The organism is Clostridium sp. CM039 (genome assembly GCF_055081075.1).
Genome location: NZ_CM143649.1, coordinates 1,890,247 through 1,909,322, shown reverse-complemented (window position 1 = coordinate 1,909,322; position 19,076 = coordinate 1,890,247). Strand labels below are relative to the sequence as shown.

Genomic DNA, 19,076 nt, shown 5'->3' with positions numbered 1-19,076 from the left:
GTTTTATGAGGGATAGTCATGGAAGAGATATCAATTATTTAAGGATATCGGTAACTGATAGATGTAATTTAAGATGTATATATTGCATGCCAGAGCAGGGAATTAAGAGTAAGAATCATGTGGATATTCTACGTTTTGAAGAGATATTAAAAATTGTGAAGGCAGCAGAAAAATTAGGTATTAATAAAGTAAGATACACTGGTGGGGAACCACTAGTAATGAAAGATTTAGACAAGCTTATATATGAAACTTCAAAACTGCCAGGAATAGATGATATTGCTATAACTACAAATGGTATTTTGCTATCTGGTATGGCATCAGATTTGAAAAAAGCTGGACTTAAAAGGGTAAATATTAGCCTTGATACTTTAGATAAAGAAAAGTTTAAAAGTATAACCAGAATAGGAAATCTAGATAAGGTAATGGAAAGTATAGATAAATGTTTAACCCTTGGGTTAAAACCGGTCAAAATAAACACAGTATTAATGAAAGGCTTTAATGATGCAGAGTTTGAAGGCTTTTTAACCTTAATTCGAGAAATGCCAATCGAAGTAAGGTTTATTGAACTCATGCCAATAGGTGAAGGTATTAAACTTTATGAAAAAAGTAAATTAAGTTTTAGGGAAATGCTAAAGTTGCATCCTGAGTTAACTGAAATAGAAACCCCTAAAAGTAGCACCGCTCAATTGTACAATCTTAAAGGGACAAAAGGAAAAATTGGATTCATTAGTCCAGTAAGTTGTAAATTTTGTGCGGATTGTAATAAAATAAGGCTCACATCTACAGGAACTATTAAAGCATGTCTTCATTCAAAGGAAGAAATAAATATTAGGAAATACCTAAATAACGAAGAGATGCTTAAAAATGTATTAAAACAAGCAATTTTTAATAAACCGCTCGAACATCATCTTGAAGAGGAAAAAACCAGTAGAAGTGAAAAGATGATGTATCAGATAGGAGGATAAAGTGATGGAACTTACGCATATAAATGAAGAAGGAAGAGCTAAAATGGTTGATGTATCTGAAAAGTGTGACACTGTTCGGGAAGCTATAGCAGTTGGGTCAATTTCTATGAAAAGAGAAACACTTGAAAGAATAAGGGATGGGTCTATTTCAAAAGGAGACGTACTAGCTGTAGCACAAGTAGGGGGAATTATGGGTTCAAAAAGTACTTCGCAAATAATACCAATGTGCCATCCTATAATGATATCTGCTTGTGATATAAGTTTTAAAATTGACTTTAAAAATACTAAAATAGAAATAGAAGCAACGACAAGGACTGTAGGAAAGACAGGCATTGAGATGGAAGCGCTAACTGCGGTATCTGTCGCAGCATTAACTATTTATGATATGTGTAAGGCAATTGACAGGGAAATGCTTATAAATAATATTATGCTTGTGAGAAAAAGCGGGGGAAAATCAGGAATATTCGAAAGGAAGTCGTTATAATGGCAAAGGTTATTGCAATAAATACAAGTGAAAAAAAAGGTGTGATAAAACACCCTATAGAGAAAGGCTTTTTTAAAGTCAATCACGGACTTGAGGGAGATGCACATGCAGGTAATTGGCATAGACAGGTGAGTTTTCTTGGTGTTGAGAGTATTGATAAAATGAAAGCTAAGGGAGCTCTGGGCTTATGTTCAGGAAAGTTTGCTGAAAATATTACTACCGAAGGAATAATTTTGTATGAACTGCCAGTGGGAACTAAACTTAAAATAGGAAATGTAGTTTTAGAGGTAACACAAATAGGTAAGGAATGTCATAAGGGTTGTGAAATTATGAAATTGGTTGGTGACTGTATAATGCCAAGAGAAGGGATATTTGCTAAGGTACTAGAGGAGGGGTATATCCAGGCTGGAGATGAGATTGTAGTGGAGGAATAAGTATTTAGAGAAAATAAAAGGGGGAATTTTAATGTACGGTTACAATGGTAAAATATTAAGAATTAATTTAAAAGATAAGACTATTAAAGTTGAGGTACTTGATTTAAAGCAAGCTAAAAAATTTATTGGTGGTAGAGGGCTTGGAACAAAAATATTTATGGATGAAGTAGATCCGAGAGTTGATCCATTAAGCCCTGAAAATAAACTTATAATTATTACAGGGCCATTAACAGGTACGCCTGTTCCAACCGGTGGAAGATACATGGTAGTTACAAAATCACCACAATCAGGTACAATTGCTTGTTCAAATTCAGGTGGTTATTGGGGAGCTGAATTCAAAGCTACAGGCTATGATATGATCATATTTGAGGACAAGGCTGATGCACCAGTTTACTTAACTATAATAGATGATAAAGTGGAAATAAAGGATGCTAGCAGTCTTTGGGGAAAGCTTGTTACAGAAACTACAGATATTCTAAGGAAAGAAATGCCTGATAAATCAAGAGTTATGACCATTGGACCGGCAGGAGAAGGACTATCCAATATGGCTGCTATAATGAATGATTATGATAGAGCAGCGGCCCGTTCTGGTGTCGGAGCTGTTATGGGTTCGAAAAATCTCAAAGCTATTGTAGTTAAAGGAAGTTCAAAACCACAAGTAGCAGATGCGACAACGCTAAAAGAGGTTTCGAAAGTTTGGTTGAAGACTATAAAAGCCAATGGGGTTACAGGCACAGGTCTCCCAACATACGGAACTGCAGTACTTGTAAATATACTAAATGAAAATGGGATATATCCAACCAATAATTTTCAAAAGTCTTACTTTGAAAAAGCTGATGACGTAAGTGGAGAGGCAATGACAAAGGATTACCTTGTTCGTAAAAACCCTTGTTATAGATGTCCCATTGCCTGTGGCAGGTATGTAAAAATAGAGGATATGGGTATAGAAGTAGGCGGACCTGAATACGAAACACTTTGGGCTTTTAGTGGAGATTGTGGTATTTCTGATATGGTTACAACTTTCAAGGCGAACTACTGGTGTAATGAATATGGTATGGATACAATCTCTGTAGGTACAACTATTGCAGCGGCTATGGAACTACGTGAAAAGGGATATATTAAAGACGAAGAACTTGGAGGGACTCCTCTAGAATTTGGAAACATAGAGGGTGTAGTTGATTGGACAATAAAAATAGGTAAAGCTGAAGGACTAGGAGCAAAAATGTCTGAAGGTTCATACAGACTATGCGCATCTTATGGTGCACCAGAGTTTTCAATGTCAGTTAAAAAGCTTGAAATTCCTGCTTATGATCCAAGAGGTATAATGGGGCAAGGGCTTCAATTTGCTACTTCAAACAGAGGTGGATGCCATGTTAGAGGATATATGATATCACCAGAAATATTAGGCTTGCCACAAAAATTGGATAGATTTTCACTTGAAGGGAAAGCTACTTGGGTTAAGATTTTCCAAGACTTAACTGCATCTATAGATTCCCTTGGATTGTGTTTGTTTACGTCTTTTGCTATGGGAGCTCAAGATTATGCTAACTTGTATAATGCAGTATGTGGTACAGAGCACACTGCAGAATCCATACTTGATTCAGGAGACAGAATTTGGAACATTGAAAGACAATTTAATTTACAGGCTGGAATAGATGCGACGCAGGATACACTACCCAAAAGATTACTAGAGGAGCCAATTCCAGAAGGACCTTCAAAAGGGAATGTGCACAGATTATCTGAACTTCTTCCATCATATTATAATGAAAGAGGCTGGAATGAAAAAGGTATTCCAACGGAAGAAAAATTAAAAGAATTGGGACTATAGTTACATTTTAGTTATAAATGGACGCGATAGACAATTTGACAAGGTATATGTATTTCAATGAAAAAAGCTAGATATGACGCAACTAATGATAAGGGAATCAGTTCTGATTTAACTGATTCCCTTATCAGTAATTGCGTCATATGCATTATAAAAGTCATAATTAATACATGAAACCTTACTGCGCTTTAACTGGAGGCTTACCGCTGATTATAAGCTTTGCTTCAGCTTCGGAAAGGTCATAATTTAGAAATGTCTTATAGAAATTTATTGTCTCTGAAACAATATTTAACTTTGAAAATTTATCAGGATTTATTAATTTTGCAGCCCACTGTATCTGTAATGCTTCTTCAGCGCTATAACGATCCCACATGTATGCGCCGTCAGGATTTTGAACTACCTTTTCATTTTTAACTGCTGAAACATTTCTCCATGAATTAGTGTTCATTATAGTTTTTGCATCTTTTGAATCAGCACCCAATATTATAATATCCGGATTCCATTTTATAATTTGTTCCATAGAAGCTTCTTTCATATTACCTTTGATTTCTGATGCTACATTAATTCCACCTGCAGCTTCAATCCATGCATTGATAATTGTATTACTACCATCTACTGTTAGAGGTGAAAGGGTGTTGATATGTAAAACCTTTGGCTTCTTGTCAGTTGGTATTGCAGATGTGATATCTGTAATAATTTTTAATTTACTGTCAAGATAGGAATTGAATTTATCAGCCTTTTTTCTGGCGTCAGGGCCAAGAATATCTCCCGTTACTTGGAAACATTTTTTTAATCCATTAAAATCCGTAAAAGTCAACTGTACAGCGGGTATACCAACGCTTGCTACCTTATCTGCATATTTAGAAGTAGTAGTTAAAAAAACAATATCAGGTTTCGTCTTTAACATTTCCTCAATATTGACATCAGCTGTAGTAAAAGCAGTTGTTGCCTTATTCATCTGTGGATTTATTTGATATAACCAAGGTCTTCCTTTTGTAGTAAGTATTGTAGAAACGATTTTATTTCCTTGACCCAACATACATAAAACTTCATTATGTGCTGGCCAAGAATCAGCAATTCTATCGATTTTAATAGGAATCTCAACTTTTTTATTAGCCATGTCAGTAATCGTTTTTTTTGCTACTTGTGTTTGAACTGCAGTTGATGGACCAGTATTTTGAGTACATCCAATCATAAGAAAAATAAACATAAGTACCATCGCTAATGGCAAAATTCTTTTCGTTTTAATAAAAACACATCCTTTAATGTTTTATTTTAAAAAAATTAACTTAAAAGTGGTATTACTGATTTAATAATTTCACCATTTTTATTTTTTAAACTAATAATTTTAACATCTATGCCATAGGCAGACTTGAGATTTTCCTCTGTAACAACATCATCTACATTTCCAACAATAAAATTATTATTTTTTTGCATTAATGCCGCTTTAGTAGAACAAAGGAATGCATGGTTAGGAAAATGTGATGTCATGATTACCCCAAGACCTTTTTTAGCAAGATTATTTATCTGTTCTAAAACTCTAATCTGATTTCCAAAATCTAAATTTGAGGTAGGCTCGTCCATTATCATTATTTTTGCCTGCTGTGCCAGAGCTCTGGCAATTAAGACCATCTGCCTTTCGCCACCGCTTATCTGTGTATATATACGGTTCTTCAAATATGAAATATTTAATGTATCAATTGCCTGTTCCGTAATTTCTTTATCTTTTTTTGATGGAGAAGCAAATAAGTCTAAATGTGCAGTTCGCCCCATTAATACGACATCAAATACACTAAATGGGAAAGGAGGAGTATGAGCTTGTGGGACATAGCTGATTGCTTTTGCAAAACGTTTTCTTGACCAATCTCTAATATTTTCATTATCCAATAAAATTTCTCCACTTTGAAGCTTCAAAAATCCCAATATAGTTTTAAATAACGTAGTTTTTCCCACTCCATTTGGACCGAGGATACACAATATTTCTCCGGATTTTATACTAACAGATATATCATTAATAACATTTTTAGTGCCATAACCACAGGCAACATTTCGAATAACAAGTTCCATATGCAGAACTTCGCCTCCTTTTTTTATTTAAAGAAAAAATAAATTATAAAACAAAAAAGTTAATTTAATAATTACACTTTTGCCTTTATAGCCAACCTTTCTTACCATTTAGCAACAGATAGATAAAGAATGGTGCACCAATCATAGCAGTCAAAATCCCTAGAGGAATTTCCACTGCAAATAAACATCTTGCTAAATCGTCGACAGCTAACATGAAAATGCCTCCAATCAAAAATGAAGCAGGTAACAGCACTTTGTAATTAGGTCCTACAATCATTCGTGCCAAATGAGGGATGACTAACCCTACCCAGCCTATCATTCCGCAGATAGAAACTGTACTGGCAGTAAGTAGAGTAGAACAAACTATTGTAATAGCTCTCATTTTCGTTGTATCAATGCCAAGTGATTTGGCTTCTTCATCACCAAATGAAAGTACATTAAGTTTCCATCTTATTAACATTAAAGGTATAACCCCTAAAAGCATCGGGATAAGAACGATTTTAATATCATTCATTGTAATTGAAGATAGTCCTCCCATAAGCCAGAAGGTAATAGCGGGTAGTTTGCTGTCAGGATCCGCTACATATTTAGTTAATGAAATAGAAGAGGTAAATAAGGCTTGAACAACCATACCCGTCAGGATCAGTACCAACATCTGACTGCTACCTCGACCAACAGCCTTGCTGATGGCATAAGTTAATGCAACTGCAGCAAATCCAAAAACAAATGATAAAAGCTGAATCCATACTGTTCCTAAGGAAAGTAAAATTGCAACTGCTGCACCAAAACCAGCTCCCGCAGATGCACCTAGTATATCAGCTGATACCATTGGGTTTTTAAATAAGCCCTGGAATGTTGCTCCTGATACGGAAAGTGCTGCGCCAACCAGAATTGCAGCAATAATTCTAGGAAGTCTTACATCGAACAGGACTGATTGAGTTGTATCCTTTAATAAAGCTTCACTTCCGGTGATTCTTAGATAAAATGTCTTTATTAATTGGTTTAATGAAATAGGAAACCTGCCTATTGTGAATGAAACAATAAATGTTGCAATTAACGACACAATTAGAATAAAAACAATCAAATTTTGTCCAGTTCTCTTTTGAATTTCGTTTTTAGTATAGTCCATTTCAGCTATTTCAATGTTTTTCGTATTATTCAAGTATATTTCCTCCCTGATAAATGTAAAAATTATTAAGTTTCTCTTTTATATTAACACAAATGGATATTTTATTAAATTACCAGCATGAACTATCAGAAAATATTTAATTAAAGATAGAAAGGTATTTTAAATAGAATTCAAATATGGTATAATTAAAAAGCAATTTAATACATGGAGAGATGTCCGAGTGGCCTATGGTACCTGCCTCGAAAACAGGCGAACGGGTTATTCCGTTCCGGGGGTTCAAATCCCCCTTTCTCCGCCAAAATAAAGAACTCGCTGAGAAGCGAGTTCTTTTACGTCAATTATAATAGGGATTTGAACGTGAGGGAGCATAGCGGTAAGAAAATGTTTTTAGCTATGATTATGGAGACAGGACCCTACTAGAATTACATAAAAATGGATAACAAAATGTTACTGATTTATGTAAAGTATAATTCAATTACAAAATATAAAATTTAGAAGTGAATAATAGATGACAATACCTTTGATAATTTAGTTTGAAAACAATAAAATACTATAAATAGATTTAAGTTATAAATCTATTTATAGTATTTTTATTTGCTATTTTATATTCCAACATTGAGTCTCTTTATTTCCATATTTGTATAAAAGTTATAATATTTGATATAATGTTTTTATTAAAGAGAAAAATATAACTTAATTCGTCGATAAATGTAGAATAGGTACTATAGTGAATCAGCTATTCACTATAAAATATGGGGGTGTAACATTTGAACGAGAAAATACTTGTAGTAGATGATGAAAAAAGCATTTTGGATGTATTAACTTATGCATTAAAAAGAGAGGGGTATTCAATAGAAAGAGCTTATGATGGACAAGAAGCCCTTGATAAAGTAAAAAGCTTTAACCCACATATAATAATTCTGGATTTAATGATTCCTGTAATAAATGGTTATGAGGTGTGCAAAAAATTAGAAAGTGAAAATATCGGCATTATTATGCTTACAGCAAAAAATGATATTGTAGATAAATTAGTAGGACTAGAACTAGGAGCAGATGATTATTTAACAAAACCTTTTGATCTAAGAGAAGTTCTTGCAAGGGTAAAGGCTCTGGCAAGAAGGTTCAAAAAAACTACAGATGAGAAGCGTAATGATAATCTAATTAATATTAAAGATTTTAAAATTAATAAAAACCAAAGAACCGTAAGTGTAAAAAAACTAAAAATAGATTTTACACAAATGGAATTTGATTTGTTATATTTGCTCCTATTAAATCCCAATGTAGTTTACTCAAGGGAACGGCTTTTGGATATAGTGTGGGACATGGAATATATTGGTGGCACAAGAACGGTTGATACACATGTTCAAAGAATAAGAAAAAAGTTGGGTAAAACTTATGAAAAATTAATACAAACTGTTCATGGTGTAGGATATAAAGGGGTTGATGAATTATTTGAAAATAGGGATTAAATTCAAACTTATAGCTTTTACAGCCTCACTTTTATTAGTTGTTATATCGTTTTTAAGTATTTTTGTACTTAACGGAATAAAAAATTATCAAGATAAGCAAGATCAAGCGACTTTGTTTAAGCAAAAAGATATGTTTGAGCAATATTTTAGTGAACGCTCTAACTTAGGTGATAATGGAACTAGTGATAAGGCTCAACTTGCTAGAGGAAGCGTATTTAACAAGCCATGGCTTAGAACTATACCTGCCAGTGTATATGATACAAAAGGAGAGCTTCTTTCTGGATTTAAGGTAGATGGTAAAGTGAATGAAAATAAAGATAAAAATCTTATGATTGAGTATGCTATTAAAGGTAAAGTATCATTTATAAAAAACAATGATGTAATTTACTTTTATTCACCAATTAAATATAAAAATGATATAGTAGCAATTTTAGAACTTGAATATTCAATTAAAGAAAGCAGTTTATTTTATGATAATACAAAAAAAATGTTTTATGGAACAGGTTTTCTAGCTTTGATATTTGGTGTAATCCTTGGCATTATTTACTTTTTCAACCTTACCAGAGATATATATATGATGAAAGATTCAGTAGAAAATATTCAAAAAGGTGATTTTCATGAAATAAAACTAGTCAATCGTAATGATGAATTAGGGGAATTAAGCAAAGGTATAGTATTCATGAGTAATACTATAGAAAAAAATATTGAAGATCTTAAAGTTGAGAGAGATTCTTTGAGTATGGCGATAGAAAAATTACAAAAAATGGACAAGGAACAAAAGGAATTTATAGGTAATGTAACTCATGAATTTAAGACCCCAATTACTATTATAAAAGCATATGCAGAATTAATCGGAATGTATGAAAATGACGTAAGTTTAATTAATGATGGAACCACAAATATATCAAAAGAATGTGATCGCTTGGCAACTATGGTAGATAAGGTTTTAAATTTGTCTGCTCTAGAAAAATACGACTTTGAAGTACGGAAAAAAGAAGTGAATTTAAAAGAAACATTTGATGAAATTTGCGCGCGAATTATGGGGAAAATAAAGAAAAACAACTTAACATTTAAATGTGATGTTGAAAATATTATTGTTACAATAGATGAAGAAAACTTGAGACATATTATTATTAATTTAATTGATAATGCTATAAAATATAATAGGCTTAATGGAAGTATAGATATTGAATGTCATAAAAATGGTAATAAAATAACTATAACAGTTGCGGATACAGGAATAGGCATTTGTGAGGATGATTTGTTTAAAATTTTTGAACCATTTTATAGAGTTGAAAGTCATAGAAGTCGTGAAACAGGGGGAGCTGGGCTAGGGCTAGCCTTGGTGAAAAAGTTAGTTGAAAAGCAACAGGGAACTATAAATGTAGAGTCCAAGTTAGATGAAGGTACTATCTTTTTTATTGAATTTTCTATATAGAATTTACAAAATTGTGACATTTGTTTATAATTTTGTGAAAAGTTTTTGTTACTATAAGATTACAAAGAAAAAAGGAGGGAAATTCAATGGTTAGAAAAAAGATTTTATCCCTAATTTTAATGGTAGGAGTTGTAGGTGGCATTAGCGCATATGCAATAAACTATCATAATTCATCTATGCAAAACATAAAGGTAATGGCATACAAACCATCTGCTCAAACAAATGAAAAGGGTTATCAAATCGACAAATATCAAAATATTGAAAGTGCTGCTTGGATTAATGACAATGAGGTTTTAACATTAACTAAAAAGGGAGAGTTTAAAACCCCGGATTCTATGGTGCCTATAAACTACTGCAGTATCTATAATTTAAATACAAAAAGTTCTAAAGACTTTAAAGAGGTAAATATAGATGAATTTATGGGTGTGTCTCCTGATAAAAAGTATGTTCTTTATTCAGAGGCAAGAACCATTCCTAAATGTGAAAGTCCGGAATGGCAAAAAGCTCTTGATTCAGGAGAGCTTCTTCATAAAAACGTAAAATTATTAAATTTATCTACAGGCGAAATCACGAATGTAAATACAGAAAGACTTAATAGTGATGCACAATTTATATGGATAAGTAAGAATAAAATTTTAGCAAATTATTTTGAAAAATGGGCAATCATTGATACAACTGGAAAAGTATATGCAAATGGCAGCTACAATGCTGGTAAATTTGATAATGCCCGGATATCTGGTGTTGATGATATTAAAGATTTAGGAACCACTGTAGAAGGTAAATTCTATTACACTCAAAGCAAAAGTGGAAAAGAAGGAGTTAAATTATGTACAGCGGATGTTAAAACTAAGGAAACAAAAACTATTTTTTCAAATCAATACGCTGGCATGGCCGATAAAAAAAGCAAAACAATTATAATTGATCATTTTAATAATAATGGTGAACAATCACCTGATGGAGTATTTGTAAATAGAACTTTTGGAGCTATTATTATGGATGAAACTGGTAAACAACTGCAAGATATAAAACTGCCTAAAGGTAAAATTAATAATACCTACGTAGTATCACCTGATGGAAGTAAAGTTGCTTATGAAGAAGGAGTTAATCATGATGGCCATACTCCACCTGACCCTGATACATCTATTAAAATTATAGATACTAAGACAGGTGCTATAAAAGAAATAGTTAATGGTACTAGTTTAAAAGATAAAGATGCAAAAATTGAATATCGTACATTTCACTATATAGACAAAAACGGTAAGTATGTAAAAAAGAAGATACCTGTATGTATAGCAATTTCAAATATTTGTTGGGATAGTACAAGTACTGCTTTATCATTTACTTATGGAAATTATCGTTCAGGTAATAGTGAAATAAATACGTATATTGTTAGTTTGGATAAATAGAATGTGGTTACATATAATTTAAAAGAGGAGCAAAAATATGAATATCCATCATAAAATAATAAAAAAAATTTTAAAGTTACTCATTATGGCAATATGTTTATCTTTAAGCATATTTATCCTGGTAGCTTATTCACATAAAAGCGATAATACCTATAAAAATATAGGTCAGAATAAAACAGTGATTAACACTAAACTAACAAAGATAGCATTTGAGAGGAATAATAATGTGTATCTTTATGATGAAATAAATGAACAGGTTGAATCCATAGGGGATAAGTAAAAATCAAAGGAGTTATTTCAGTTGTAACAATATTGGAAGAGATGGATATACTTAATATGGTAGAATTTTAGAATGTAAAATTAATTTATGCTTATATATATACTATCAATTAAATAGAAGAATAATTGATTGTTAAGGAGCGAGGCAAATGTATTCACCTATTTAATACACAATAAAGTTATAAAACATTTCAAAATTAACTTTTAAAACAAGGTTTTTTTGTTGTGCAACTTTGGAGGTGTATTAAAAGTGAATAAAAAGGCTAACGTTTATATAATGTATATTATTGTGTTTCTACAGGGATTTGTTTTTTATGGGCCTATAGCTACATTGATAAGGCAAAATAGAAACTTATCTTTGTCTAATATGTTTTTAATAGAGTCTATATCCTGGATATTAATGATTATTTTTGAAATCCCATGGGGATGGTTTGCAGATAAATTTGGGTATAAGAAAACACTTGTTATCTCAAATTTTATATTTTTTATATCAAAAATAGTTTTTTATAAATCAACTTTCTTTGGGATGTTCCTCATAGAACGAGTGTTATTAGCAGTATCATTAGCCGGAATTTCAGGTTGTGACATTGCTCTAATATATTCATCAGTTAAGCAAGAGGAGAGTGAAAAAGTATTTGGAATATATAATGCATTTTCAACTGGTGGTTATTTAATTGCCTCTATTATGTTTTCAATACTCGTAAAACAGTCCATGGATAGTACTGCATTTTGGACTATTATACCTTATGCAGTGGCAGCAGTATTAACTTTGTTTATAAAAGAGGTTAATGTGCAGCAAATCGAAAAGCCTAAGTTTAAGCAAAGTTTACTAACAGCTTTTAAAAACAAAAGCATTATTATATTGGTAATTTCTTTTGCCTTAATAAATGAAGTAGTTCAAGTAGTAGGTGTATTTTTAAATCAATCACAATATGTGCGTTGTGGAATAAGTATTAAATATTTTGGAGTATTGGCAGTTGTTATGCAAATAGTTCGATTGAGTTCAATTAAAGCTTATAAAGTAAGCATTAAGCTAGGTTCCAATAGAAGTATTCAAATTATATATATGATTATTACTATATGTTGTACAATACTTATATTTACATCTAGCGCTGCATTAACTATACTTTCAATAATTGTTATATGTGGAAGTGCAGCTATAATTTCACCTATAGTTTTAGATATTGAAAATAGAAATATAAGTACTGCTAGCAGGGCGACCCTTTTATCAGTATTTGCTATGTTTGGAGATTTAACTGCTGCAGGAGCAAATGTAATTATTGGAAAGACGGCTGATATTTCAACGTCCTCAGCATTTATAACTTGTGTGATTATGTGTGTTTGTGCATATATATTATTGCTTCTCTATAAAAAAACATCAAAGAAATAAATACAAAAAAACAAGTTAAATAATAGTAGCCTCTAAAATAATGCAACAATATCAGTAATACCAATGGATTATTATGCATGCCTATGAAATCGCACTTTGCATCAAACATAGGAAAGCATATTACTAACTTTATATTAAGTTATATGTAATACAAACTGGTTTATTATTTAGGGGCTCATTAATGACTACAGCATCTATATTAAATATTTTCCTTAAGTTATCTTTAGTCATTATTTCTTTAGGACTACCAGTGCAAACTATGTTACCATCTTTAATTCCTACCATATAATCTGCAAATCTTGCGGCATTATTTAGATCATGAATAACCATAACAATGGTTTGTCCTTGCGTCTTATTCAAACTTTCTAGTAATTGTAGAATTTCTAGTTGATGTGCTAAATCTAAATAGGTAGTAGGTTCGTCTAATAATAATATTTCAGTTTCTTGGGCGAGTGCCATAGCTATCCATACTCTTTGCCTTTGGCCACCTGACAATGTCTCTATAGGTCTGTCCTTAAATTCTTGCATGCCAATTATTTTCAGTGACCAATCTATTTTTTCTTTATCTTGACTCGTTAGTTTACCGAATCCACTTTGATGAGGAAATCTTCCGTAGGCTACGAGCTCACCAACAGTTAATCCATTTGGTGCTTGAGGACTTTGTGGCAAAACTGCCATTTCTTTAGATATGAAATTAGAACTTAAATCTTGAATGTCATTATCATTTATGTATATGACTCCACTTTTAGGCTTCAATATTCTTGCAATAGTCTTTAATATAGTTGATTTACCACATCCATTAGAGCCTATAATAGTTGTGATTTTTCCTTTAGGTATGTTCAAATTTAAATTTTTTACTATGTCAAAATCTCCATAAGATATAGATAAATTTTCGGTTTTTATGCTGTTCATATGTAACCTCCTAAGTTATTCCTTCATAATTAAATAGATGAAATAGGGTACTCCAATAATTGAAACGACTATTCCAACGGGCATTTCAATAGGAGCTAAAATATTTTTAGCTATGGTATCAGACAACAATAAAATTATTGAACTAACTAGTGCTGCAGTTGGTATTAATAATTTGTGCTTTGGCCCAACAAGCCGCCTTGCTATGTGTGGCGAAATTAGCCCTAAGAATGATATGGTTCCGGCAACCGCTGTAGCCGTACCAGCTAATGCCACGGTATATATAAGTAGTGATCTTCTTTCTTTTTCTATATTTACGCCGAGTCCAACTGACAGTTCGTCGCCTAAACTTAAAACATCTAGATATCTTGCTTTATAAATTATAAGTCCGGTAAAAATAAATACAAATGGCAGAGTTGCAATAACATAACTCCAATTGGTTCCCCAAATACTTCCTGAGGTCCAAATCATTATTTTGTTGAAATCTTGAGTTGTAAATCTAAATTGAAATAGGATCAATATAGCGTTGAAAGCAGAATTAATACCTATCCCCATCAAAATCAATCTAGTAGGATTTAGACCCTTTTTCCAAGCTAAAGTATAAATAAGGAAAGCTGCAAAACCTGCTCCAAGCAAAGCTACGATAGGCATGGTAAACACCGTTAGCATGCTTATATCAGAATATACTTCTCCATTCATAAAATATATATAAATAACTACAGCCAAGGCTGCACCAGAACTTATTCCTAATATGCCAGGGTCAGCAAGATCATTTTTAGTTATGCCTTGAAGTACGGTTCCTGCTATAGCTAAGGCACTTGCCACAAGTATAGCTATAATTATTCGTGGAAGCCTCATAGTGAAGAGTACCAGTTCATGCTTTTTATTTCCCTGTCCAAATAAAGTTTTAATTACATCTAGAGGACCTATAGCAAAAGTTCCAATATTAAAACTAATTATAAATATTGAAAAGAGTAGAACGAATAATATGATTATAATCAAAATTAGCTTTTTCTTTCTTTTATGGTTTTGCATTATAATGAATTGGCCTCCTTTCTGACAATATATATGAAGAAGGGTACACCTAGTAATGCTGTTAGCGCCCCAATAGGAGTTTCATAAGGCTGATTTATCATCCTAGCTGCTATATCGCTATAAACTAGCAAATCCGCACCGAGTATTAGTGAACATGGGATTATAAATCTATAATCTGGTCCAACTAAACTTCTTACAATTTGTGGCACAATAAGTCCAAGAAAAGAAATATTTCCGGCTACAGCCACTGAACTACCGCTAAGTAATATTACGATGACTATACCAATAAATCTTATGATATTTGTCTTTTGACCAAGTCCTATGGCAATATCTTCCCCTAGGCTTAAAATGGTTATTTTAGGAGAAATGATTATTGCGGCAATGACACCAAAGGCACCAACGGAGGCTAATAATTTTACCCCTTGCCATTTTGCAGTAACAAATCCACCACCAACCCAAAAGCTTAGTTGCTGAGATAAATTAGAATACATTGCAATAGCGGTTGCGAGAGATATTAAAAGAGTTCCCAGAGCGGTTCCTGCTAAAATAAGTTTAATGGGACTAACACCTTTGCTAGATTTTGAACTTAATATATACACGAATACACCACTTAAACTAGCTCCGATAAAAGCAAAAAACATCAGTCCTGAAGTCCCTATATTAGCCCTCATCGCAAAGGCTATAGCTATGGTAAAAGTTGCACCTTGAGTGATACCCATTATAGAGGGGTCAGCTATTGGATTCCTTGTTATTCCTTGCATTATAGCACCAGACACTGCTAAAAAAGCCCCAACCAAAGCAGCTGCAATCATCCTGGGAAGTCTTATATCACGGATGATCTTTGAGTTTATATCAACGCCATCTGAAAATATGCTATTAAATACTGTATATAAGTCTATATGTTTTGCACCCAGGGATACGGACAATACCATACCAAAAAATAATATAATAAGTCCAATTACAATTAATAATGAGCTTATGATTAGTCTATTCATTTTTTTCTTATGTTCTGTAACTATCGATTTTTCCATTAAAACGGTACACCTCACATTAGCCTTAGATTAAAATGTATTAGGATAAAAGGGTGATAACGGTATATGGGAATATATCATTTATCACCTAGAAATATAATATATATTATTTCATAAATTCTTTCTTTATCAAATCAAGTAATAATTCTCTTCCTATTGGAGAATAACCTTGTGCAAAATATGGGCTGCTATCAAGCGTTGTAACATTTCCATTTTTTACAGCTCTCATGCTTTTCCAAACAGTACTACTCTCTAAATCTTTTTTATCAGCATCAGTTGCTATAACCACAATATGATCTGCGTCAATGGATGATAAACCTTCCATAGTTACTACTGGTAAACTTATTCCTTCTTGATTTGGCATGTTAGACGGTTGAGCTAATTTCATATCTGACAATAGTATTGAACCTATACCTGCATCACTGAAAATATAAAATTTGCCTGAACTTGCAAGTATCGTAAGGTAAGTTTGCGGGCCATTTTTTTTCTTTATCTCAGATCCTATACTTATAGCTTTTTTATCGTAAGCCGCTAGCCATTTTTGAGCATCTTTTTCTTGCTCAAATAGTTTCGAAATATCAGTTAATCGGGTCCGCCAATCGTTAGCATAGTCTTTAAGCATTACGACAGGTGCAATAGCTTTTAACTGATCATATATTTTTGTTTGCCTTTCGCTCATTAAAATTAAATCTGGATCTAATTTTAGTATAGCTTCCATATCCATAGTATCCATCATGGAAAAGCCTACAAGCTCAGAGGTACTCATTTTATCTTTTAGATAACTTGGTATTTCCGTAGTTTTATAAGAATCAGCATTTGCAGTACCTACGGGGATATGGTTTAAAATTAATAATTCCTCACTTGATCCAGATATATCTACAATACGTTTAGGGGTAGTAGGGACTGTTACATCACCTTTTATTGTGCTAACCACCTTGGTTACACTCTTTTCTTTAACTTCTTTCGCAGCCTTTGAACAACCTGTAAAAACGCTAATAGAAATTACTGTTAATGTTATTAATCCTAATAATCTTTTTTTCTTCATAATAAATCTCTCCTTGTTTAAGTTGAATTAGCTATGTATACGACCCAATGATTAACCAAAATCATAAATTATTTATATGAGTGATAATTGCAAATGACAATCATTATCAGTGAATCACAATTTTCATTATATCAGAACTACTAAATATGTCAACAATTTCTTTTCAATTTTAATAAAGACAAAATTGGGGGCAAAGTTTAAGGCTAAATAAATCTTTAGCCTAGAAACGGTACAAAAAAATAATTTGACTATATATTGGTATAAAGAAGAACTATTTACGTTTATGAGTAAAGATAATTAAAATAAATAAAAATGGAGAGGCTAGTATGAAAGTTAATACAATATTAAACAAGCAAAATATAAAGAATGCATTTTTTGTGATACTGGGGTGTTTATTATCTGCTATAGGTGTAAATATGTTTTTAGTAAATGCAAAACTATTCAGTGGAGGTCTGTCAGGTATGGCAATTTTAATACAGTATGCTTTGAAGGTTCCAGCAGGATATACTGTACTACTAGCTAATATACCTTTATTGGCATTAAGTTATAGGAAATTAAACAAAAGATTTACTATATACAGCATGATAGGGACTGTATCACTATCTCTATTTTTAGTAATGACTAAAAATTTAAGCAGTATTATTACGGTACATGATGCGCTTCTAATTTCTGTATATGGAGGGGTATTAATGGGCGCAGGTGCAGGGCTTGCATACTCAAACCACGGTTCAGAGGGTGGTATGAACATAATAGTAATGTTAATTAAAAAGAAATGTGATAGTTTTGATGTAGGTCAATTGGGTTTTATTGTAAATTGCGTTATAGTATTTTTAGGAATGCTATTAAATGGAATAACTATTGCATTATACACGTTAATGAGCATGTATATAGCAGCTTTTGTTACAGATAAGATAATCCGTGGTTTATCACGAAAAAAGGTATTACTTATAATTACAGATAAAGAGGAGGAAGTTTGTGAGTATATAACAAACTCTAAGCACCGTGGAGCTACAATACTAAAGGGCAACGCACTTACAGGCAAAGAAAGAAAAGTTATCTATTGCATAGTACATGTATCAAAATTACCAGAGTTTAAATATTCAGTGCAGAAAATAGACGAGGATGCTTTAATTTCAATAATAGATGCTTCAGAAGTAGATGGTAGAGGATTTAATTCGAATATTTTATAAAAGATATTATCTCAAATTAATTAGAGGAAGTGTTAATAATGCTTGGAAAAAGACTATGTTTAGGAGACACTATTGGACTCATTGCTCCTGCCAGCCCAGAAAATATTGAAGCAATACAAAAGGTAATTTCATTTCTAAAAAATAGAGGGTTTAATATAATAGAAGGAAAACACCTATATGATAAGTGGGGATATCTTGCTGGCAAGGATGAAGACAGAGCAACAGATATAATGGAAATGTTCAAAAATAAAGCAGTAGATATGATCCTCTGCATAAGAGGGGGATATGGTTCAAGCAGAGTACTCCCTTATCTAGATTTTGATGTAATAAAAAAAAATCCAAAGATATTTGCGGGTTTTAGTGACATAACAGCTTTTCTAAATTCATTTTATGAGAAATGTGAACTAACTACATTTCATAGCCCAATGGGCAGTTCTAATCTAGAAGATATTGAAACTTTTAAAAGTTTTATGTTCACATTTATGGAAGGGTATAAGCCCTATACTATTAAAAACCCATCTGGATTTACTACTAAGTGTATTACAAAAGGTAAGGCTCAGGGTAATCTTATAGGTGGTAATCTTGGGCTATTATGCAACTTGCTTGGAACTCCCTATGAAATTAATATGAAAGATAAAATCTTCTTTATGGAAGAGGTTGGCGAAGAACCTTATAGAGTTGATAGGATGCTAACACAACTCCTATTAGCTAAAAAACTTCAACAGTGCAAGGGGATTATTCTAGGCCAATTTAAAGGTTGTGATTTACCTAGTTATCAAAGAAGCCTTACTTTAGAAGAGGTTTTTCAAGATAGATTATATAAGTTAGGTATCCCAATGTTTTCAGGGTTTTGCTCAGGTCATGATTATCCAAAACTAACCCTTCCCATTGGGGCAAGGGTGAAAATGGATGCTGAGGCTGGAGTTATTCATGTAATGGAAGGCGTAGTGGAGTAATATAAAAGCTTGCAACTTAAAAAA

Annotated in this window: 18 protein-coding genes and 1 tRNA gene; 12 read left to right on the top strand and 7 right to left on the bottom strand. The window is 32.4% G+C overall.

The window, feature by feature from the left end:
• The first annotated feature begins 5 nt into the window (after nucleotides 1–5).
• Genes moaA through ACWJJ2_RS09025 form a run of 4 tightly spaced genes read left to right on the top strand, consistent with a single transcriptional unit; the run spans nucleotide 6 to nucleotide 3,711 of the window.
• Nucleotides 6–965, top strand: coding sequence for a GTP 3',8-cyclase MoaA (moaA, locus tag ACWJJ2_RS09040; protein ID WP_462954284.1), 960 nt, complete (start codon nucleotides 6–8; stop codon nucleotides 963–965).
• Nucleotides 966–969: 4 nt separating this feature from the next.
• A complete protein-coding gene (gene moaC, locus ACWJJ2_RS09035) occupies nucleotides 970–1,449 on the top strand; it encodes a cyclic pyranopterin monophosphate synthase MoaC (protein ID WP_253198186.1) in 480 nt (159 codons plus the stop codon).
• The gene (locus tag ACWJJ2_RS09030; RefSeq protein ID WP_165411605.1) at nucleotides 1,449–1,883 is read left to right on the top strand and encodes an MOSC domain-containing protein; all 435 of its coding nucleotides are present in this window, start codon (nucleotides 1,449–1,451) and stop codon (nucleotides 1,881–1,883) included. Before moaC ends, ACWJJ2_RS09030 begins: the two co-directional genes overlap by 1 nt.
• Before the next feature lie 31 nt (nucleotides 1,884–1,914).
• Nucleotides 1,915–3,711, top strand: a complete 1,797-nt coding sequence (locus tag ACWJJ2_RS09025; RefSeq protein ID WP_220286531.1) for an aldehyde ferredoxin oxidoreductase family protein — start codon at nucleotides 1,915–1,917, stop codon at nucleotides 3,709–3,711.
• 175 nt (nucleotides 3,712–3,886) lie between these two features.
• Here the strand turns inward: ACWJJ2_RS09025 and ACWJJ2_RS09020 are convergent, their stop codons facing one another.
• From ACWJJ2_RS09020 to ACWJJ2_RS09010, 3 genes are all read right to left on the bottom strand, one after another.
• Nucleotides 3,887–4,918, bottom strand: a complete 1,032-nt coding sequence (locus tag ACWJJ2_RS09020; protein ID WP_268064209.1) for an ABC transporter substrate-binding protein — start codon at nucleotides 4,916–4,918, stop codon at nucleotides 3,887–3,889.
• A gap of 74 nt (nucleotides 4,919–4,992) precedes the next feature.
• Entirely contained in the window at nucleotides 4,993–5,775 is a 783-nt protein-coding gene (locus tag ACWJJ2_RS09015) for an ABC transporter ATP-binding protein (protein ID WP_216303152.1), read from the bottom strand.
• 85 nt (nucleotides 5,776–5,860) lie between these two features.
• On the bottom strand, nucleotides 5,861–6,904 hold the full coding sequence (locus tag ACWJJ2_RS09010) for a FecCD family ABC transporter permease (RefSeq protein WP_220286542.1): 1,044 nt from the start codon (nucleotides 6,902–6,904) through the stop codon (nucleotides 5,861–5,863).
• A gap of 206 nt (nucleotides 6,905–7,110) precedes the next feature.
• Between ACWJJ2_RS09010 and ACWJJ2_RS09005 the strand changes: the two genes are divergently transcribed.
• The 6 genes from ACWJJ2_RS09005 (at nucleotide 7,111) to ACWJJ2_RS08980 (ending at nucleotide 12,886) form a co-directional block, all read left to right on the top strand.
• A tRNA-Ser gene (locus ACWJJ2_RS09005) sits at nucleotides 7,111–7,202 on the top strand.
• 469 nt (nucleotides 7,203–7,671) lie between these two features.
• On the top strand, nucleotides 7,672–8,373 hold the full coding sequence (locus tag ACWJJ2_RS09000) for a response regulator transcription factor (RefSeq protein WP_220286529.1): 702 nt from the start codon (nucleotides 7,672–7,674) through the stop codon (nucleotides 8,371–8,373).
• Nucleotides 8,348–9,811 carry a sensor histidine kinase gene (locus ACWJJ2_RS08995; protein ID WP_258876419.1) on the top strand — a complete coding sequence of 488 codons (1,464 nt, stop codon included), beginning with the start codon at nucleotides 8,348–8,350 and terminating at the stop codon, nucleotides 9,809–9,811. The genes ACWJJ2_RS09000 and ACWJJ2_RS08995 overlap by 26 nt, the downstream gene beginning before the upstream one ends.
• 86 nt (nucleotides 9,812–9,897) lie before the next feature.
• Entirely contained in the window at nucleotides 9,898–11,217 is a 1,320-nt protein-coding gene (locus ACWJJ2_RS08990) for a hypothetical protein (protein WP_220286527.1), read from the top strand.
• A gap of 37 nt (nucleotides 11,218–11,254) precedes the next feature.
• A complete protein-coding gene (locus ACWJJ2_RS08985) occupies nucleotides 11,255–11,497 on the top strand; it encodes a hypothetical protein (protein ID WP_462954283.1) in 243 nt (80 codons plus the stop codon).
• Between the two features lie 249 nt (nucleotides 11,498–11,746).
• On the top strand, nucleotides 11,747–12,886 hold the full coding sequence (locus ACWJJ2_RS08980) for an MFS transporter (RefSeq protein WP_220286526.1): 1,140 nt from the start codon (nucleotides 11,747–11,749) through the stop codon (nucleotides 12,884–12,886).
• 129 nt (nucleotides 12,887–13,015) lie between these two features.
• Here the strand turns inward: ACWJJ2_RS08980 and ACWJJ2_RS08975 are convergent, their stop codons facing one another.
• The 4 genes from ACWJJ2_RS08975 to ACWJJ2_RS08960 all read right to left on the bottom strand — a co-directional run bounded on the left by ACWJJ2_RS08975 (nucleotide 13,016) and on the right by ACWJJ2_RS08960 (nucleotide 16,906).
• Nucleotides 13,016–13,798, bottom strand: coding sequence for an ABC transporter ATP-binding protein (locus tag ACWJJ2_RS08975; protein WP_220286525.1), 783 nt, complete (start codon nucleotides 13,796–13,798; stop codon nucleotides 13,016–13,018).
• A 15-nt stretch (nucleotides 13,799–13,813) separates the two neighbouring features.
• Nucleotides 13,814–14,830: a FecCD family ABC transporter permease gene (locus ACWJJ2_RS08970; protein ID WP_462954282.1), complete on the bottom strand. Its 1,017-nt coding sequence runs from the start codon at nucleotides 14,828–14,830 to the stop codon at nucleotides 13,814–13,816.
• Nucleotides 14,830–15,825 (bottom strand): FecCD family ABC transporter permease, encoded by a 996-nt coding sequence (locus ACWJJ2_RS08965; protein ID WP_462954329.1) that lies wholly within the window; start codon nucleotides 15,823–15,825, stop codon nucleotides 14,830–14,832. Before ACWJJ2_RS08965 ends, ACWJJ2_RS08970 begins: the two co-directional genes overlap by 1 nt.
• Nucleotides 15,826–15,967: 142 nt before the next feature.
• Complete coding sequence (locus ACWJJ2_RS08960) at nucleotides 15,968–16,906, bottom strand: ABC transporter substrate-binding protein (RefSeq protein ID WP_462954281.1); 939 nt, start codon at nucleotides 16,904–16,906, stop codon at nucleotides 15,968–15,970.
• Between the two features lie 326 nt (nucleotides 16,907–17,232).
• On the opposite strand from ACWJJ2_RS08960, the gene ACWJJ2_RS08955 reads away from it, so the two are divergent.
• Nucleotides 17,233–18,096: a YitT family protein gene (locus tag ACWJJ2_RS08955; protein ID WP_462954280.1), complete on the top strand. Its 864-nt coding sequence runs from the start codon at nucleotides 17,233–17,235 to the stop codon at nucleotides 18,094–18,096.
• Between the two features lie 38 nt (nucleotides 18,097–18,134).
• The gene (locus tag ACWJJ2_RS08950) at nucleotides 18,135–19,052 is read left to right on the top strand and encodes a S66 peptidase family protein (RefSeq protein ID WP_462954279.1); all 918 of its coding nucleotides are present in this window, start codon (nucleotides 18,135–18,137) and stop codon (nucleotides 19,050–19,052) included.
• The last annotated feature ends 24 nt before the right edge of the window (nucleotides 19,053–19,076 follow it).